Origin of the sequence: Curtobacterium sp. MCLR17_054 (genome assembly GCF_003234335.2) — a bacterium.
In the GTDB taxonomy this organism is placed as follows: Bacteria; Actinomycetota; Actinomycetes; order Actinomycetales; family Microbacteriaceae; genus Curtobacterium; species Curtobacterium flaccumfaciens.
The window spans coordinates 2,123,132-2,140,105 of record NZ_CP126263.1 but is presented as its reverse complement, the minus strand read 5'-3'; the positions used below and the strand labels follow the sequence as shown (position 1 = coordinate 2,140,105).

Sequence of the window (16,974 nt, the reverse complement as noted above, 5' to 3'; positions counted from 1 at the left end):
GGGGTGCGTTGAGCGAGGTCAAGGCGTTCCGGTCGACCAGACAACAGGTCGCGTTGCTCGAGGCCCGCGGGATGGACGTCGGGGACCACGATGTCGCGGTCGAACTGCTGCGGCGGGTCAGCTACTACCGCCTCAGCGGGTACTGGTACTCGTTCCGTCAGCTGCGGTCCGGGCGCCGGAGCGACGACTTCGCGGCGGGCACGCGCCTGGCTGACGTGGTCTCCCTGTCCGACTTCGACGCCCGCCTCCGGACCACGGTCTTCGACGCGATCGCGCCGATCGAACTCGCCGTCCGAGCCGCACTCGGCCATGAACTGGGGCGGCTCGATCCGTGTGCCCACCTGGAACCGGCGCTGCTCGGCGTGCTCGCCCGGTCGGGTGACCAGTACGCCGACTGGCGCCGTCGCCACGACCGTGAGGTCGGGCGGTCCCGAGAGGACTTCGTGGAGCACCACCGGCTCGCGTACGGCGGGACCCTGCCCGTGTGGGCCGCCGTCGAGCTCATGGACTGGGGGAGTCTGAGCCGGCTCTTCGGGTTCGCACCGCCGATGGTGCAGACCGAGGTCGCCGGAGCGTTCGGGCTGAGGCCGCCGCAGTTCTCCTCGTGGCTCCGTGCGCTGAACGTCGTCCGCAACGCCTGTGCCCACCACGGGCGGTTGTTCAACCGGGTGTACCCGAAACGCCCCCGCCTGCCGCGCGGAGGGACGCACGACGGACTCGACCTCGCCGCCCACGCGATGAACCGGACCTACGGCCAGCTGACGCTGGTGCAGTACCTCCGGCAAGCCAGCGGCATCGGGCCGTCCCGGCTGCTCGCCGGAGCGATGGCTGCCTACCCGCCGATCGCGCTGGTCCCCTTCGAGCAGACGGGGGCGCCAGCGGACTGGAACGCGACGTCGCTGTGGCGATGACCGCGGGCCTCCAGTGGCACGCCGGTAGGCTTGCCCGGTGACGATCCGCATCTCGCCGAGCATCCTGTCCGCCGACTTCGCGAACCTCGAGCGCGAACTCCAGCGCATCGAGACCGCTGACCTGGTGCACGTCGACGTGATGGACAACCACTTCGTCCCGAACCTGACGCTCGGGCTGCCGATCGTGCAGCGCCTGCAGCAGGTGTCGCCGGTGCCGCTCGACGTCCACCTGATGGTGACCGACGCCGACCGCAACGCGCCGAAGTACGCCGAGACGGGTGCGTCGAGCGTCACGTTCCACTTCGAGGCAGCCGACGACCCGGTGGCGACGGCCGCGGCGATCCGGTCGAACGGTGCCCGCGCCGCCGTCGCCGTGAAGCCCGGCACCCCGATCACGCAGGTGCTGCACCACCTCGACGCCTACGACATGATCCTGCTGATGACCGTCGAGCCCGGGTTCGGCGGCCAGTCCTTCATGCCGTCCGTGATGCCGAAGCTCGCCGACGCCCGCGCCGCCGTCGATGCCTCCGGGCTCGACGTGTGGCTCGAGGTGGACGGCGGGATCGCCGTCGACACCGTGCCCGAGGCCGTCCGGAGCGGTGCCGACACGCTGGTCGCGGGCTCCGCGGTGTACGGCGGCGAACCCGCCGCGCGCATCGCCGACCTGCGCGAGGCCGCCGCTCGGGCGCGCTCGTGACCGGGGGAGCGCCGGCCGGTACCGGTGTCACCGGGGCGACCACTGCCTCCCGTCCGGACGGTGCGTCGGCAGCGTCAGCGGAGACCGGTAGCCTGGACCCCGTGAAGACGTTCGACGACCTGTTCCAGGAGCTCACCGAGAAGGCGCGCACGCGTCCCGAGGGCTCCGGCACCGTCGCCGAACTGGACGCCGGCGTGCACCAGATCGGCAAGAAGATCGTGGAGGAAGCCGCCGAGGTCTGGATGGCGGCCGAGTACGAGGGCGACGAGCGCACCTCGGAGGAGATCTCGCAGCTGATCTACCACCTCCAGGTCCTCATGGTCGCCAAGGGGCTCACCCCGGCGGACGTCTGGCGACATCTGTAGGAAGCGCCGCCCGGCGCACCGACGACCGCCGACGACCCCACAGAAAGCAGACCCACTGATGCTCCGCATCGCCGTGCCCAACAAGGGCTCCCTGTCCGAGACCGCGTCCGACATGCTGCGGGAGGCCGGGTACGCCGGCCGCCGCGACCCGAAGGCGCTGCACCTGCTCGACGAGCGCAACGGCGTCGAGTTCTTCTTCCTCCGCCCGCGGGACATCGCCACGTACGTGGGGTCCGGCGCGCTCGACGTCGGCATCACCGGCCGCGACCTGCTGCTCGACTCCGGGTCCGAGGCGCACGAGGTCGACGCGCTCGGCTTCGCCGACTCCACCTTCCGGTTCGCCGGCACGCCCGGTCGGTTCGCCTCGCTGCAGGACCTCGACGGCGTCCGCGTGGCCACGAGCTACCCCGGCCTGGTCGGTGCCTTCCTCGCCGAGCACGGGGTCAGCTCGACGCTCGTGAAGCTCGACGGCGCGGTCGAGAGCGCCGTGCGGCTCGGGGTCGCCGACGCCGTGGCCGACGTCGTGTCGACGGGCAGCACGCTCCGGCAGGCGGGCCTCGAGATCTTCGGCCCGGTGATCCTCGAGTCGACCGCGGTGCTCGTCTCCACCGACGAGACCATCCCGGGCATCGACGTGCTCCGCCGACGCCTGCAGGGCGTCCTCGTCGCCCGTGGCTACGTGATGCTCGACTACGACGTCCCCACGGCCCTGCTCGAGCAGGCGACCGCGGTGGCGTCCGGCATCGAGTCACCCACGGTGTCGCCGCTGCACGACCGTGACTGGGCCGCGGTCCGCGTGATGATCCCGCGCGACGACGCGAACCTCATCATGGACGCGCTCTACGACCTCGGCGCCCGGGCGATCCTCGTCAGCCCGATCCACGCCGCACGCCTGTGACCCCCGGAGGCGTGTCGGTCCGGGTCATCCCGTGCCTCGACGTCAAGGGCGGCCGCGTCGTCAAGGGCGTGAACTTCCTGGACCTGCAGGACGCCGGTGACCCCGTCGAACTCGCGGCTCGGTACTACGAGCAGGGTGCCGACGAGCTGACCTTCCTGGACGTCGGTGCCACGGTCGAGAACCGGTCGACGATGTACGACACCGTGACCCGGACGGCCGAGCAGGTCTTCATCCCGCTCACCGTCGGCGGTGGGGTGCGCAGCGTCGACGACGTCTCGCGGCTGCAGCAGTGCGGCGCGGACAAGATCGGCGTGAACAGCGCAGCGATCGCCCGGCACGAGCTCATCGGCGAGATCGCCGACCGGTTCGGTGCCCAGGCCGTCGTGCTGTCGCTCGACGTCAAGCGCTCCGACCGGATGCCCTCGGGCTTCGTGGTCACCACCCACGGCGGGCGGACCGAGTCCGACCTCGACGCCATCGCGTGGGCACGCGAGGCCGTCGAGCGGGGCGCGGGGGAGCTGCTCGTCAACTCCATCGACGCCGACGGCACGAAGAACGGGTTCGACCTCGAACTCGTGGCCGCGGTGCGCGCCGTCTCGTCCGTCCCGGTGATCGCCTCGGGAGGCGCGGGTCGCGTCGAGCACTTCGCCCCGGCCGTCGACGCGGGTGCGGATGCAGTCCTCGCCGCCAGCGTCTTCCACCGTGGCGAGATGACCGTGGGGGACGTCAAGGCCGCGCTCCGCGCGACCGGCCACGCCGTCCGCTGATCCGCCGCCGTAGGCTAGGAGCCTCATGACCGACAGCACCAGCACTGACACCGAGGCGGTCCTCGACCGCGCACACTTCGGTGCGGACGGCCTGCTCCCCGCCATCGTGCAGGAGGAATCGTCGAAGGACGTCCTCATGCTCGGCTACATGGACCGGGAAGCCCTCCGCCGCACCCTCACCGAAGGCCGTGTGACCTTCTGGTCGCGGTCGCGGAACGAGTACTGGCGGAAGGGCGACACGTCGGGACACGCCCAGTACGTCCGCGGTGCCGCGCTGGACTGCGACGACGACACGCTCCTCGTCACGGTGCAGCAGGTCGGGGCTGCGTGCCACACCGGTGCGCACCGGTGCTTCGACGTCGACCCGCTCGCGCCCGTGACCATGTCCGCCCCGGCGAACACGGCCGTGGAGCCGACCCGATGACCACCGCGACGATCTCCGAGACCCCGCACACGACCTCCCGACCGGAGTTCGACGGCCTGCTCGGCGACCACCGTGTCCTGCCGGTCGTCCGCGCGCTGTACGGCGACAGCGAGACGCCGGTCGGCGTCTACCGCAAGCTCGCCGACGGCCGCCCCGGGTCCTTCCTGCTCGAGTCCGCCGGCCAGGGCGGCCTGTGGTCGCGCTGGTCGTTCGTCGGCGTGCGGAGCTTCGGCGTCCTGACCCAGGACGGCGACCGCGCGGCCTGGATCGACACCGGCATCGACGCCGAGCGCGCCGTCGGGTCGCTCGACGGCGCCCCGCTCGAGGTCCTGGCACGGTTGCACGAGCGCTGGGCGACGCCCCGCGTGCCCGGCTCACCGCCGCTCGTCGGCGGGACCGTCGGCTTCATCGGGTGGGAGGCCGTGCGCCAGCTCGAGCACCTGCCGAACGTGCCGCCGGCCGACTTCGACGTGCCCGGACAGGCGCTGTCGTTCGTCTCCGAACTCGCCGCGCTCGACCACCGCACCGGTCTCGTGCTGCTGGTCGCGAGCGTGCTGAACGACGGCACCGACGACGCGGACACCCTCTGGGCGGACGCGCAGCAGCGCCTCGACCGCATGCAGGGCGACCTGGTGCAGCCGAGCGTCGCGACCGTGGCCGAGGCCTTCGAGATCGCCGAGCCGACCCCCACCCACCGCACGAGCCCGGCCGACTACATGGCGGCCGTCGAGCGCTCGAAGGGCTTCATCCGCGACGGTGACGTGTTCCAGGTCGTCATCTCGCAGCGGTTCGACCACGAGGTCACGGCCGACCCGCTCGACGTCTACCGGGTGCTCCGGACGCTGAACCCGAGTCCGTACATGTACTTCCTCGCCCTCGCGGACACCGCCGACGAGCGGTTCTGGATCGTCGGCGCATCGCCGGAGGCGCTGGTGAAGGTGCAGGGCGACCGCGCCATCACGCACCCGATCGCCGGGTCCCGCCCGCGTGGAGCGACCCCGGAAGCGGACGTCCACCTCGGCGAGGACCTGCTCGGCGACCCGAAGGAGCGCGCCGAGCACCTGATGCTCGTCGACCTCGCACGCAACGACCTGCAGAAGGTGTGCGAGCCCGGCACCGTCAGCGTCACCGAGTTCATGACCGTCGAGCGGTTCAGCCACATCATGCACCTGGTGTCGAGCGTCGAGGGGCGGGTGCGTCCCGACGCCTCGGCGATCGACGTGTTCCGGGCGACGTTCCCGGCAGGCACGCTCTCGGGCGCGCCGAAGCCGCGTGCGCTCGAGATCATCGACGAGCTCGAACCGGCGAAGCGCGGTGCGTACGCCGGTGTCGTCGGGTACTTCGACTTCGCCGGTGACGCCGACCTGGCGATCGCGATCCGGACCGCCCTGATCAAGGACGGCGTCGCCCGCGTGCAGGCCGGGGCCGGACTCGTGGCGGACTCCGACCCGGAGACCGAGCACGTCGAGGCGGTCAACAAGGCCGCTGCCCCACTGCGTGCCGTCGCCACGGCCAACCGGATGCGCGAGGTCCGCTCGTGAAGCGCTCGCGTCCGATCGTCGTCGTCGCCGGGCTCCTGGTCGCCGGCGTCATCATGCTCGCCTGGACCCAGACCTGGTTCACCGTCCGTCTGCACGCGGGTGCCGCCGTCACCTCGACGGTCTCGGCCGACGGGGCGGCGGTCGTGCCGCAGTACACCGCGTTGGCGATCGCGAGCCTCGCGCTCTTCCTGGCGATGACCATCGCCGGACGGGTGCTGCGCATCGTGCTCGCCGCCGTCGAGATCCTGCTCGGCCTCGGCGTGGTCGTCAGCGGCATCACCGCCCTCGGCGACCCGATCGCCGCCGCACGCGGTGCCGTCGGCGAGGTCGCCGGGGTCAGTGACCTCGGTGCCGTCCGCGGTGTCGTGTCGAGCGTCTCCGTGAGCCCGTGGCCCGCCGTCGGGATCGCGGGTGGCGTGCTCGCCGTGCTGCTCGGCGTGGTCGTCATCGTGGTCCAGCGCGCCTGGCCCGGCCCGAGCCGGAAGTACGGTGCCGCCACCGCCGGAGCCGCCGCAGCAGCACGTGCAGCAGCACCCGTCCAGCGCGACGCGGTCGTCGACTGGGACGACCTGAGCGCGGGCGTGGACCCGACCACCGCCGACGGCGCGGGCGCGGGGGCGCCGAGTGACGACACGGTAGGATCGACAGGGCGTCGCTCGACCGACGACGCCGGAGCAGAACGAGGAGCACCGTGAGCAACACTGAGCCCGCAGAACTCGGCGAAGGCCACTCGCCGGCCGCCTGGACCGCCGTCGTGATCATGTTGATCGGATTCGCGGCAGGCACGCTGTTCTTCTGGTTCGACCAGCCGTGGGGCGTCTGGGCCTCCGCTGGCGTCGTCCTCATCGGCCTCATCGTCGGTGGCGTGATGAAGAAGGCCGGCTACGGCGTCGACGGTCCGAAGTTCGTCCCCAAGCACCACGGCGAGTAGGGGTCTCCCGATGCCGAACGTGCTCGAGTCCCTCGTCGCGGGCGCGCTCGAGGACGCCGCCGCCCGTCGTGTCGACCGTCCGTACTCGGACGTCGAACGCGACCTCGACCGGGTGGCGTCGCCGCTCGACGCCCTCGCGTTCCTCAGCCCGGGTGACCGGGTGAAGATCATCGCCGAGGTCAAGCGCGCCAGCCCGTCCCGCGGGTCGATGGCCGCGATCGCCGACCCGGCCGCCCTCGCCGCCGACTACGAGCGTGGCGGGGCCTCGACGATCAGCGTCCTGACTGAGGGCCGCAAGTTCCTCGGCAGCCTCGCCGACCTCGAGGCCGTGAAGGCCCGCGTCGGGGTCCCCGTGCTCCGCAAGGACTTCATCGCCGACCCGTACCAGGTGATCGAGGCCCGGGCGTCCGGAGCCGACGTCGTGCTGCTCATCGTGGCGGCGCTCGAGCAGGCCCGTCTTGTCGAGCTGCACACCCTGGCCGAAGAACTCGGTATGCGCGTGCTGGTCGAGGCGCACTCCGGTGACGAGGTCACGCGTGGCCTCGACGCCGGTGCCCGCATCCTCGGCGTCAACGCGCGGGACCTCACCGACTTCTCGCTCGACCGAGACCTGTTCGGGTCGCTCGCCGACCGCATCCCCGACGGGGTCGTGCGTGTCGCCGAGTCCGCGGTCTCCGGTCCGGCCGACGTCGCGCACTACCATGCGGCGGGCGCCGACGTCGTGCTGGTCGGCGAAGCGCTCGTGACGGGTGACGACCCCGCCGCGACCCTGGCGTCGTTCGTCGACGCCGCCGACCGGGCCTGACCGGCTCCGCCCACGTATCGAGGCCGCCGACCGCGGCCGCACGTTCCACCCGTCCGACGCGGCCGACCGGCCGCGTCGGACTCGTCCCGGGAGACACATCGTGACCTCACTCCGCGACCTGCACGGCCCCTACTTCGGTGACTTCGGCGGACGCTTCGTCCCCGAGTCCCTCGTCCTCGCGCTCGACGAGCTCGAGGCCGCCTTCCGCCAGGCCTGGGCGGACCCGGCGTTCCGTGCGGAGCTCGACGAGCTGCAGCGCGACTACACCGGGCGCCCCTCGATCATCACCGAGGTGCCGCGGTTCGCGAAGCACGCCGGTGGTGCCCGGGTCATCCTGAAGCGCGAGGACCTGAACCACACCGGGTCCCACAAGATCAACAACGTCCTCGGCCAGGCACTCGTCGCCCGTCGGCTCGGCAAGACCCGCCTGATCGCGGAGACCGGTGCCGGCCAGCACGGCGTCGCGACCGCGACCGCCGCAGCCCTGTTCGGCATGGAGTGCGTCGTCTACATGGGTGCCGTGGACACCGAGCGACAGGCCCTCAACGTGGCCCGGATGCGCCTGCTCGGTGCCGAGGTGATCCCGGTCGAGACCGGATCGCGCACCCTGAAGGACGCCATCAACGACGCCCTGCGCGACTGGGTCGCCAACGTCGAGTCGACGCACTACCTGCTCGGCACGGTCGCCGGTCCGCACCCGTTCCCCGAGATGGTGCGCGAGTTCCACAAGGTCATCGGCGAGGAAGCCCGCCAGCAGGTCCTCGACCGCGTCGGGCGCCTGCCGGACGCCGTCGCGGCCTGCGTCGGCGGCGGCTCGAACGCGATGGGCATCTTCGAGGCGTTCCTCGACGACGAGTCCGTCGCACTGCACGGCTTCGAGGCCGGGGGCGACGGCGTCGAGACCGGTCGGCACGCGGCGAGCATCACGCTCGGTCGCGAGGGCGTCCTGCAGGGTGCGAAGTCGTACCTGATGCAGGACGAGGACGGCCAGACGATCGAGAGCCACAGCATCTCCGCCGGACTCGACTACCCGAGCGTCGGACCGGAGCACGCGTACCTGGCGTCGATCGGCCGCGCGAAGTACCAGCCGATCACCGACACCGAGGCCATGGAGGCGTTCCGCCTGCTGAGCCAGACCGAGGGCATCATCCCGGCGATCGAGTCGTCCCACGCCCTCGCCGGTGCGATGAAGCTCGGCAAGGAGCTCGGCCCCGAGGGCGTCGTGCTCGTGAACCTGTCCGGCCGCGGTGACAAGGACGTCGCGTCCGCCAGTCGCTACTTCGGCATCCTCGACGAGAACGCGGTGCAGCTGTGACCACGAACAAGACCGTCGCCCAGACGATCGACGCCGCCAACGCCGAGCGCGCCGGAGCCGTCGTCGGCTACCTGCCCGCCGGGTACCCGAACCTGCAGACCAGCGTCGACGCCGCCGTCGCCCTCGCCGAGAACGGGGTGGACGTCATCGAGTTCGGTCTGCCGTACTCCGACCCCGTGATGGACGGCCCCGTGATCCAGCGGGCAGCCGAGGAGAGCCTGGCGAACGGCTTCCGGGTCGCACAGGTCTTCGACGCCGTGCAGCAGATCACCGAGCGGGCCGACGTGCCGGTCCTCGTCATGACCTACTGGAACCCGGTGCTGCGCTACGGCGTGGACCGCTTCGCCGACGACCTCGTCGCCGCCGGTGCCGCCGGCCTCATCACGCCCGACCTCATCCCCGACGAGGCCGCCGCGTGGACCGAGGCCTCCGAGCGGACCGGGCTCGACCGGGTCTTCCTCGCCGCACCGTCCTCGTCGGACGAGCGCATGCGCCAGGCGGTCGAGGCCAGCCGTGGGTTCGTGTACGCCGTCTCGACGATGGGTGTGACCGGTGCCCGGGTCGGCGTCGACGTCGCCGCACGCACGGTGGTGTCGCGTCTGCGCGACGCCGGGGTCGAGCGCACCTGCGTCGGTCTCGGGATCTCGACGGCCGAGCAGGTCGGTGAGGTCCTCGAGTACGCCGACGGTGCCATCGTCGGGTCCGCGTTCGTCCGTGCGCTGGCCGACCTCGGTGTGCAGGGTGTGGCCGACCGTGCCGCCGACCTCGCCACCGGCGCCCGCCGCCGCTAGTCCAGTTCCTGTCCGGCCCGCGAGCCGCGCTACAGTGAGCGAGGCCGACGCCACGTCGACCGCGCCCCGTCAGTTCCGAAAGGCGACAGCACCTCCATGCCCCTCCTGAGCATCCCGAGCCCGAGCACCGCCTGGCAGTACTTCGACCTGACCGCCTGGCTGCGCGACGCGTTCGGCTGGTCGCTGCCCCTCGACTTCCGCATCCACGCGTACGCGATCTGCATCCTGATCGGGATCGTGGCCGCGGTCGTCCTGGCGAACCGACGACTCAACGCGCGTGGCGTCGAGCGCTGGATCATCATCGACATCGCGATCTGGGCCGTGCCCGCCGGCATCATCGGCGGTCGTCTCTTCCACGTGTTCACCCACGTGTCCGACTACTTCGGCCCCGGCATCGACCCACTGTCCTTCCTGTACATCTGGGAGGGCGGGCTCGCCATCTTCGGGGCGCTCATCCTCGGGTCGGTCGGTGCGTGGATCGGCTGCCGTCAGGTGGGCCTGCGGTTCACGTCGTTCATCGACGCGGTCGTGCCGGGCGTCCTGCTCGCACAGGCCTTCGGTCGCCTGGGCAACTACTTCAACCAGGAGCTCTTCGGCATGCCGACGAGCCTGCCCTGGGGCCTCGAGATCGACTCGAGCAACGCCGCGTTCCCGAAGGGCCTGCCCGAGGGCACGCTGTTCCACCCGACGTTCCTGTACGAGATCATCTGGAACGTCCTCGGTGTCGTCGTCATCCTCTTCCTGGCGCGCAAGTTCACGCTGCAGTGGGGCAAGGTCCTCGGCCTGTACCTGATCTGGTACGGCGCCGGACGCTCGGTGCTCGAGTCCATCCGCGTCGACACGAGCGAGACCTTCTTCGGTGTCCGCACCAACGTGTGGGTGGCCCTCGCCGCGGTCGTGATCGGCATCCTGATCTTCGTGGTGCAGAGCCGCCGGCACACCGGCAAGGAGCCGAGCCCGTACCTGCCGGGTCGCGGGCCCCGTCCGACCTCCGTTGTAGACTCCGAGGACACCTTCTCGGAGCACGATGACGACGCAGCAGACGGCGTCACGAGCGACGAACCGGTCACGACCACTCGCTGATCCCGTGGGGGAGCACCCGCTCCCTACGACCACCGGTCACGCGCAGCACCACCAGCAGCAGCAGCACCAGACGGTCTCCGCCACAAGCGGGGCCCAGCAACCTCGCCGGCCGGCAGGGCAACTCACTGACGGCGGGCACGGGCACCAGTCCCGCCCGCTCGGGCGGAACGCACCACCGGGCCACCGCTGTCCCTGTTCCACTTCCTCGTGAGGACGGTTCCCCATGGCGCTCCAGCCAACCCAGCCCTCGGCACCGACGAGCCTCGTGCCGCCGCACCGCCGCTTCTCCGCGATCCCGGACGCCACGGGCATGTACGACCCGGCGAACGAGAAGGACGCCTGCGGTCTCGCGATGGTCGCGACCCTGCGCGGCACGCCCGGGCACGACATCGTCGACGCGGCCCTCGGTGCGCTCCGGAACCTCGAGCACCGCGGTGCCGTGGGGTCCGACGCTGGCACCGGTGACGGCGCGGGCATCCTGTGCCAGGTGCCCGACGAGTTCCTGCGGGCCGTCGTGCCGTTCGAGCTGCCGGCAGCGGGGGAGTACGCCGTCGGCACCGCCTACCTGCCCCTGGACGACGACGCCCGCCACGCGGTGAAGGGCGCCGTCGAGCGACTCGCCCGCGAAGAGGGCCTGAAGGTCCTCGGGTGGCGCGAGGTCCCGGTGCGTCCGGAGGTCCTCGGTACGCTCGCCCGTGCCGCGATGCCGGCGTTCGAGCAGCTCTTCGTCGCCTCCATCCGGCACGACGTGCACGGTGCCTCGTGGAGCGGCATCGCGCTGGACCGTCAGGCCTTCCGCCTCCGCAAGCGCGCCGAGCACGACAACGACCTGTACTTCATGTCGCTGTCGAGCCGCACCATGGTCTACAAGGGCATGGTCACGACGCTCCAGCTGGAGCCGTTCTACCCGGACCTCAGCGACGAGCGCTTCGCGTCGAAGCTCGCGATCGTGCACTCGCGCTACTCCACCAACACGTTCCCGTCATGGCCGCTCGCGCAGCCGTTCCGGACGATCGCCCACAACGGTGAGATCAACACCGTGCGCGGCAACCGCAACTGGATGCGCGCCCGCCAGTCGCAGCTCGAGAGCGAACTGCTCGGCGACATGGCCCCGCTGCTGCCCATCGTGAGCCCGGGGGCGAGCGACTCGGCCTCGTTCGACGAGGTCCTCGAGCTGCTGACCCTGACCGGCCGGACCCTGCCGCACGCCGTGTCGATGATGGTGCCCGAGGCGTGGGAGAACCAGGTCGGGATGGACCCGGACCTCCGCGCGTTCTACGAGTACCACTCGATGCTCATGGAGCCGTGGGACGGCCCCGCCGCGATCACCTTCACCGACGGCTCGCTCGTCGGCGCCACCCTCGACCGCAACGGCCTGCGCCCCGGACGCTTCCTGGTCACCGACGACGGCCTCATCGTGATGGGCTCCGAGACCGGGGTCATCGACGTGCCGGCCGCCAAGGTCGTGCGCAAGGGCCGCCTGCGTCCGGGCCGGATGTTCCTGGTGGACACCGAGGCCGGCCGCATCATCGAGGACGACGAGGTCAAGCGCGAGCTCGCCGCCTCCGGTCCGTGGGGCGACTGGCTCGAAGCCGGACGCATCAACCTCAACGACCTGCCGGAGCGCGAGCACATCGTGCACACCCCGGCGTCGGTCACCCGTCGTCAGCGCGCGTTCGGGTACACCGAGGAAGAAGTCCGCATCCTGCTGCGCCCGATGGCGGCAGCGGGTGCCGAACCCCTCGGCGCGATGGGCTCGGACACCCCGATCGCCGTGCTGTCGGAGCGTCCGCGCCTGCTCTTCGACTACTTCACGCAGCAGTTCGCGCAGGTGACCAACCCGCCGCTCGACTCGATCCGCGAGCAGGTCATCACCTCGATGGGGATGGGACTCGGTCCGGAGCGCAACCTGCTCTCCGCCGGTCCCGAGCACGCGAAGCAGATCACGCTCGACTTCCCGGTGATCGACAACGACCAGCTCGCCAAGGTCCAGCACTTCGAGACCGAGTCGGGTCGCCACCTGACCGTCACGATCAAGGGCCTGTACCGCGTCGACGCCGGCAAGAAGGCGATGCAGAAGCGCATCGCCGCCGTGTGCGACGAGGTCGACGCCGCGATCGAGTCCGGCAAACAGTTCATCGTGCTGTCCGACCGCGACGGCAACTCCGAGCAGGCACCGGTGCCGAGCCTCCTGCTCCTCGCCGCGGTCCACCACCACCTGATCCGCACCGAGCAGCGCATGAAGGTCGGGCTGATCGTCGAGGCCGGCGACGTGCGCGAGGTCCACCACGTGGCGACCCTCATCGGGTACGGCGCCTCGGCGATCAACCCGTACCTGGCGATGGAGACCTGCGAGAACCTGGTCCGCGCCGGCATGATCCCCGGGATCACCCCGGAGCAGGCCGTCAAGAACGTCATCAAGGCGCTCGGCAAGGGCGTGCTGAAGATCATGTCGAAGATGGGCATCTCCACGGTGTCCAGCTACGCCGGTGCGCAGGCGTTCGAGGCCGTCGGGCTCAGCCAGGAGTTCGTCGACAAGTACTTCACGGGCACCTCGTCGATCCTGGGCGGCGTCGACATCGACGTCATCGCCAAGGAGAACGCCGAGCGGCACGCCCAGGCGTACCCGCAGGACGGCGCGGTGCTCTCGCACGAGCGACTGCAGATCGGTGGCGAGTACCAGTGGCGCCGTCAGGGCCCGCCGCACCTGTTCAACCCGGACACGGTGTTCCGCCTGCAGCACGCCACCCGTGCCCGCCGCTACGACATCTTCCGCGAGTACTCGAGCGCCGTGGACGACCAGTCCGAACAGCTCATGACGCTCCGCGGGCTGTTCCGGTTCAAGCAGGGCGCTCGGAAGCCCATCGCGCTCGACGAGGTCGAGTCGATCGAGTCGATCGTCAAGCGGTTCAACACCGGTGCGATGTCCTACGGGTCCATCTCGAAGGAGGCCCACGAGACGCTCGCCATCGCGATGAACCGACTCGGTGGCCGGTCGAACACGGGTGAGGGCGGCGAGGACGTCGACCGCCTGCTCGACCCCGAGCGCCGCAGCGCGATCAAGCAGGTCGCCTCCGGCCGGTTCGGCGTGACGAGCATGTACCTCACGCACGCCACCGACATCCAGCTCAAGATGGCGCAGGGCGCGAAGCCCGGCGAGGGCGGTCAGCTGCCCCCGGCCAAGGTCTACCCGTGGGTGGCCCGCACCCGGCACGCCACCGCGGGCGTCGGCCTCATCTCGCCGCCGCCGCACCACGACATCTACTCCATCGAGGACCTCAAGCAGCTGATCTTCGACGTCAAGCGCGCCAACCCGGCCGCCCGCGTCCACGTGAAGCTCGTGAGCCAGTCCGGCATCGGTGCGGTCGCGGCCGGCGTGACGAAGGCCCTGGCCGACGTCGTGCTCGTGTCCGGCCACGACGGCGGCACCGGCGCGAGCCCGCTCAACTCGCTCAAGCACGCCGGCACCCCGTGGGAGATCGGCCTGGCCGAGACCCAGCAGACGCTCATGCTGAACGGCATGCGCGACCGCGTCGTCGTGCAGGTGGACGGGCAGATGAAGACCGGACGCGACGTGGTCGTGGCCGCGTTGCTCGGGGCCGAGGAGTACGGCTTCGCGACCGCCCCGCTCGTGGTCGAGGGCTGCATCCTGATGCGCGTCTGCCACCTGGACACCTGCCCGGTCGGCGTCGCCACGCAGAACCCCGAGCTCCGCAAGCGGTTCTCCGGCAAGCCCGAGTTCGTCGTGAACTTCTTCGAGTTCATCGCACAAGAGGTCCGCGAGCTCCTCGCCGAGCTCGGGTTCCGCAGCCTCGACGAGGCCATCGGGCAGACCGACTCGCTCGACGTCGACCGTGCCGTCGAGCACTGGAAGGCGTCGGGCCTCGACCTCGCGCCGGTGCTCAAGGGACCGCACTTCGACGACGCCGAACCGCGCCGCCACCACCGCGAGCAGGACCACGAGCTGGACCAGCACTTCGACGTGCAGCTCATCCAGCAGACCGCGGACGTGCTCGACCACGGCGGTTCGATCGCGCTCGACCTGCCCATCCGCAACACCGAGCGCGCCGTCGGCACCATGCTCGGCCACCAGGTGACCCTGCGGCACGGCGAGCACGGCCTGCCGAACGGCTCGATCGACGTGACGCTGCGCGGTTCCGCCGGGCAGTCGCTCGGCGCGTTCCTGCCGGCGGGCATCACGCTGCGGCTCATCGGCGACAGCAACGACTACGTCGGCAAGGGGCTCTCCGGCGGCCAGATCGTCGTCCGGCCCGACGCCGGCTCGGGCTTCGACCCGGCCGAGAACGTCATCGCCGGCAACGTCATCGGGTACGGCGCCACCCAGGGCAGCATGTTCATCCGCGGCATCGTGGGCGAGCGCTTCCTGGTGCGGAACTCCGGTGCCACGGCCGTCGTCGAGGGCGTGGGCGACCACGCGCTCGAGTACATGACGGGCGGGCTCGCGCTCATCCTCGGCGAGACCGGCCGGAACCTCGGCGCCGGCATGTCCGGTGGGACGGCGTACGTCCGAGGCCTGCGCCAGGAACACGTGAACACCGACGCCCTGGCGTCCGGCGAGCTCCGGCTCGAGGCGCTCGACAGCGCCGACGTCGAGATCGTCACCGACCTGCTCACCCGGCACGCCGACGAGACGGGTTCGACGCTCGCGTCCGACCTGCTGGCGTCCGGAGACCTGAGCGACTTCGTCAAGGTGCTGCCGCGCGACTACGCGGCGGTGCTCGAGACGCGCAGACAGGCCGTCGACGAGGGGCTCGACCCCGACGGTGACATCGTTTGGAACAGGATCATGGAGGTGACCGGTGGCTGACCCCAAGGGATTCCTGAAGGTCCAGGAACGCGAACTCCCGCCCCGGCGACCCGTGCCCGTGCGGCTCATGGACTGGAAAGAGGTCTACGAGCAGCAGGAGTCCGGTGTCCTGAAGCGCCAGGCCGGCCGCTGCATGGACTGCGGCGTGCCGTTCTGCCACCAGGGCTGCCCGCTCGGCAACCTGATCCCGGAGTGGAACGACCTGACCTGGCGCGGTGAGGGCCGCCAGGCGATCGAGCGCCTGCACGAGACGAACAACTTCCCGGAGTTCACGGGTCGGCTCTGCCCGGCACCGTGCGAGTCGTCGTGCGTGCTCGGCATCAACCAGCCCCCGGTGACGATCAAGCAGGTCGAGGTCTCGATCATCGACCAGGCGTTCCAGAACGGCTGGGTCACCCCGCACCCGCCGGAGCGCCTGACGGGCAAGACCGTCGCCGTCGTGGGCTCCGGTCCCGCCGGGCTCGCCGCCGCGCAGCAGCTCACGCGTGCCGGCCACACGGTCGCCGTCTACGAGCGGGACGACCGCATCGGCGGCCTGCTCCGCTACGGCATCCCGGACTTCAAGATGGAGAAGCGCCAGATCGACGCGCGCCTCGCCCAGATGCAGGCCGAGGGCACCCGGTTCCGTGCCGGGGTCGAGATCGGCAAGGACATCACCTGGGACGACCTGAAGTCGCGCTACGACGCGGTCGTCGTCGCCACCGGTGCCACGGTGCCGCGCGACCTGCCGATCCCGGGGCGCGACCTCGAGGGCGTGCACTTCGCCATGGACTACCTGGTCCAGCAGAACAAGGCGAACGCGGGCACGACGGTCGACAACCAGATCACGGCAGAGGGCAAGCACGTCGTCGTCATCGGCGGCGGCGACACCGGCGCGGACTGCATCGGTACCGCCCACCGCCAGGGCGCGTTGAGCGTGACGAACCTGGCGATCGGTAAGCAGCCGCCGCTCGAGCGTCCGTCCGACCAGCCGTGGCCGATGTTCCCGACCGTGTTCGAGATCACGAGCGCGCACGAAGAGGGCGGCGAGCGGCACTTCCTCGCCTCCACCGTCGAGTTCCTGTCGAACGACGCCGGCGAGGTCCGCGCACTGCGGGTCGCCGAGACCGAGTACCTCGACGGCCGGCGGGTCCCGAAGGCGGGCAGCGAGCGGGAGATCCCGGCCGACCTGGTCCTCATCGCCATGGGCTTCACCGGCCCCGAGTCGGACACGATCGAGCCGCAGCTCGGTCTGCCGACCACGGGTTCCGGGGCGCTCGACCGCCGTGCCGACTACGCGACCAACGAGGCCGGCGTGTTCGTCGCCGGCGACGCGGGTCGCGGGCAGTCGCTCATCGTGTGGGCGATCGCCGAGGGCCGTGCCGCGGCCGCACAGGTCGACGAGTACCTCGAGGGCTCCACGATCCTGCCGGCACCGGTCAAGGCGACCGACCGGGCGATCTCCGTCTGATGTCGGACGATCACGGAATGTCGGACGGCCACCAGATGTCGGACCGCCGCCAGACGGCGGACCGTCTCCACCAGATGCTCACGCTCCCGTGAGCGTGAGGCCACCAGCACTCGGTAGGGTGCTGGTGGCCTCGCTTCGTTCCGCGCGGCCCCACAGCGCGGAAACCCA

General features: G+C 70.9%; 15 protein-coding genes. All 15 read left to right on the top strand.

Annotated features, from left to right (window positions below; genetic code table 11):
- The first annotated feature begins 8 nt into the window (after positions 1-8).
- The 15 genes from DEJ08_RS10225 to DEJ08_RS10155 all read left to right on the top strand — a co-directional run bounded on the left by DEJ08_RS10225 (position 9) and on the right by DEJ08_RS10155 (position 16,806).
- Positions 9-911 carry an Abi family protein gene (locus DEJ08_RS10225; protein WP_258367001.1) on the top strand — a complete coding sequence of 301 codons (903 nt, stop codon included), beginning with the start codon at positions 9-11 and terminating at the stop codon, positions 909-911.
- Between the two features lie 37 nt (positions 912-948).
- On the top strand, positions 949-1,608 hold the full coding sequence (gene rpe, locus DEJ08_RS10220; RefSeq protein WP_111029262.1) for a ribulose-phosphate 3-epimerase: 660 nt from the start codon (positions 949-951) through the stop codon (positions 1,606-1,608).
- 101 nt (positions 1,609-1,709) lie between these two features.
- Complete coding sequence (locus DEJ08_RS10215; RefSeq protein WP_027465728.1) at positions 1,710-1,973, top strand: phosphoribosyl-ATP diphosphatase; 264 nt, start codon at positions 1,710-1,712, stop codon at positions 1,971-1,973.
- Between the two features lie 58 nt (positions 1,974-2,031).
- Positions 2,032-2,871 carry an ATP phosphoribosyltransferase gene (gene hisG, locus DEJ08_RS10210; RefSeq protein WP_027465727.1) on the top strand — a complete coding sequence of 280 codons (840 nt, stop codon included), beginning with the start codon at positions 2,032-2,034 and terminating at the stop codon, positions 2,869-2,871.
- A gap of 11 nt (positions 2,872-2,882) precedes the next feature.
- A complete protein-coding gene (hisF, locus tag DEJ08_RS10205; protein WP_258367000.1) occupies positions 2,883-3,638 on the top strand; it encodes an imidazole glycerol phosphate synthase subunit HisF in 756 nt (251 codons plus the stop codon).
- A gap of 25 nt (positions 3,639-3,663) precedes the next feature.
- On the top strand, positions 3,664-4,062 hold the full coding sequence (hisI, locus tag DEJ08_RS10200; protein ID WP_111053959.1) for a phosphoribosyl-AMP cyclohydrolase: 399 nt from the start codon (positions 3,664-3,666) through the stop codon (positions 4,060-4,062).
- The gene (locus DEJ08_RS10195; protein WP_071403728.1) at positions 4,059-5,603 is read left to right on the top strand and encodes an anthranilate synthase component I; all 1,545 of its coding nucleotides are present in this window, start codon (positions 4,059-4,061) and stop codon (positions 5,601-5,603) included. Before hisI ends, DEJ08_RS10195 begins: the two co-directional genes overlap by 4 nt.
- Entirely contained in the window at positions 5,600-6,298 is a 699-nt protein-coding gene (locus tag DEJ08_RS10190) for a Trp biosynthesis-associated membrane protein (protein WP_110858960.1), read from the top strand. The genes DEJ08_RS10195 and DEJ08_RS10190 overlap by 4 nt, the downstream gene beginning before the upstream one ends.
- Positions 6,295-6,534 (top strand): HGxxPAAW family protein, encoded by a 240-nt coding sequence (locus DEJ08_RS10185; RefSeq protein ID WP_017887200.1) that lies wholly within the window; start codon positions 6,295-6,297, stop codon positions 6,532-6,534. Before DEJ08_RS10190 ends, DEJ08_RS10185 begins: the two co-directional genes overlap by 4 nt.
- Positions 6,535-6,553: 19 nt before the next feature.
- Complete coding sequence (gene trpC / locus DEJ08_RS10180; RefSeq protein ID WP_111054027.1) at positions 6,554-7,339, top strand: indole-3-glycerol phosphate synthase TrpC; 786 nt, start codon at positions 6,554-6,556, stop codon at positions 7,337-7,339.
- Positions 7,340-7,439: 100 nt separating this feature from the next.
- Positions 7,440-8,654: a tryptophan synthase subunit beta gene (trpB, locus tag DEJ08_RS10175; protein ID WP_071244754.1), complete on the top strand. Its 1,215-nt coding sequence runs from the start codon at positions 7,440-7,442 to the stop codon at positions 8,652-8,654.
- Positions 8,651-9,445: a tryptophan synthase subunit alpha gene (trpA, locus tag DEJ08_RS10170; RefSeq protein ID WP_111053958.1), complete on the top strand. Its 795-nt coding sequence runs from the start codon at positions 8,651-8,653 to the stop codon at positions 9,443-9,445. The genes trpB and trpA overlap by 4 nt, the downstream gene beginning before the upstream one ends.
- Before the next feature lie 96 nt (positions 9,446-9,541).
- Positions 9,542-10,528 carry a prolipoprotein diacylglyceryl transferase gene (gene lgt / locus DEJ08_RS10165; protein ID WP_071244753.1) on the top strand — a complete coding sequence of 329 codons (987 nt, stop codon included), beginning with the start codon at positions 9,542-9,544 and terminating at the stop codon, positions 10,526-10,528.
- Between the two features lie 223 nt (positions 10,529-10,751).
- Complete coding sequence (gltB, locus tag DEJ08_RS10160; RefSeq protein ID WP_502869398.1) at positions 10,752-15,356, top strand: glutamate synthase large subunit; 4,605 nt, start codon at positions 10,752-10,754, stop codon at positions 15,354-15,356.
- The gene (locus tag DEJ08_RS10155) at positions 15,349-16,806 is read left to right on the top strand and encodes a glutamate synthase subunit beta (RefSeq protein WP_071403731.1); all 1,458 of its coding nucleotides are present in this window, start codon (positions 15,349-15,351) and stop codon (positions 16,804-16,806) included. The genes gltB and DEJ08_RS10155 overlap by 8 nt, the downstream gene beginning before the upstream one ends.
- Positions 16,807-16,974: the final 168 nt, after the last annotated feature.

Excerpts from the sequence above, each read along its gene's own strand:
- hisG (WP_027465727.1), top strand. The coding sequence starts at position 2,032 with ATGCTCCGCATCGCCGTGCCCAACAAGGGCTCCCTGTCCGAGACCGCG.
- hisI (WP_111053959.1), top strand. The coding sequence starts at position 3,664 with ATGACCGACAGCACCAGCACTGACACCGAGGCGGTCCTCGACCGCGCA.
- DEJ08_RS10195 (WP_071403728.1), top strand. The coding sequence starts at position 4,059 with ATGACCACCGCGACGATCTCCGAGACCCCGCACACGACCTCCCGACCG.
- lgt (WP_071244753.1), top strand. The coding sequence starts at position 9,542 with ATGCCCCTCCTGAGCATCCCGAGCCCGAGCACCGCCTGGCAGTACTTC.
- gltB (WP_502869398.1), top strand. The coding sequence starts at position 10,752 with ATGGCGCTCCAGCCAACCCAGCCCTCGGCACCGACGAGCCTCGTGCCG.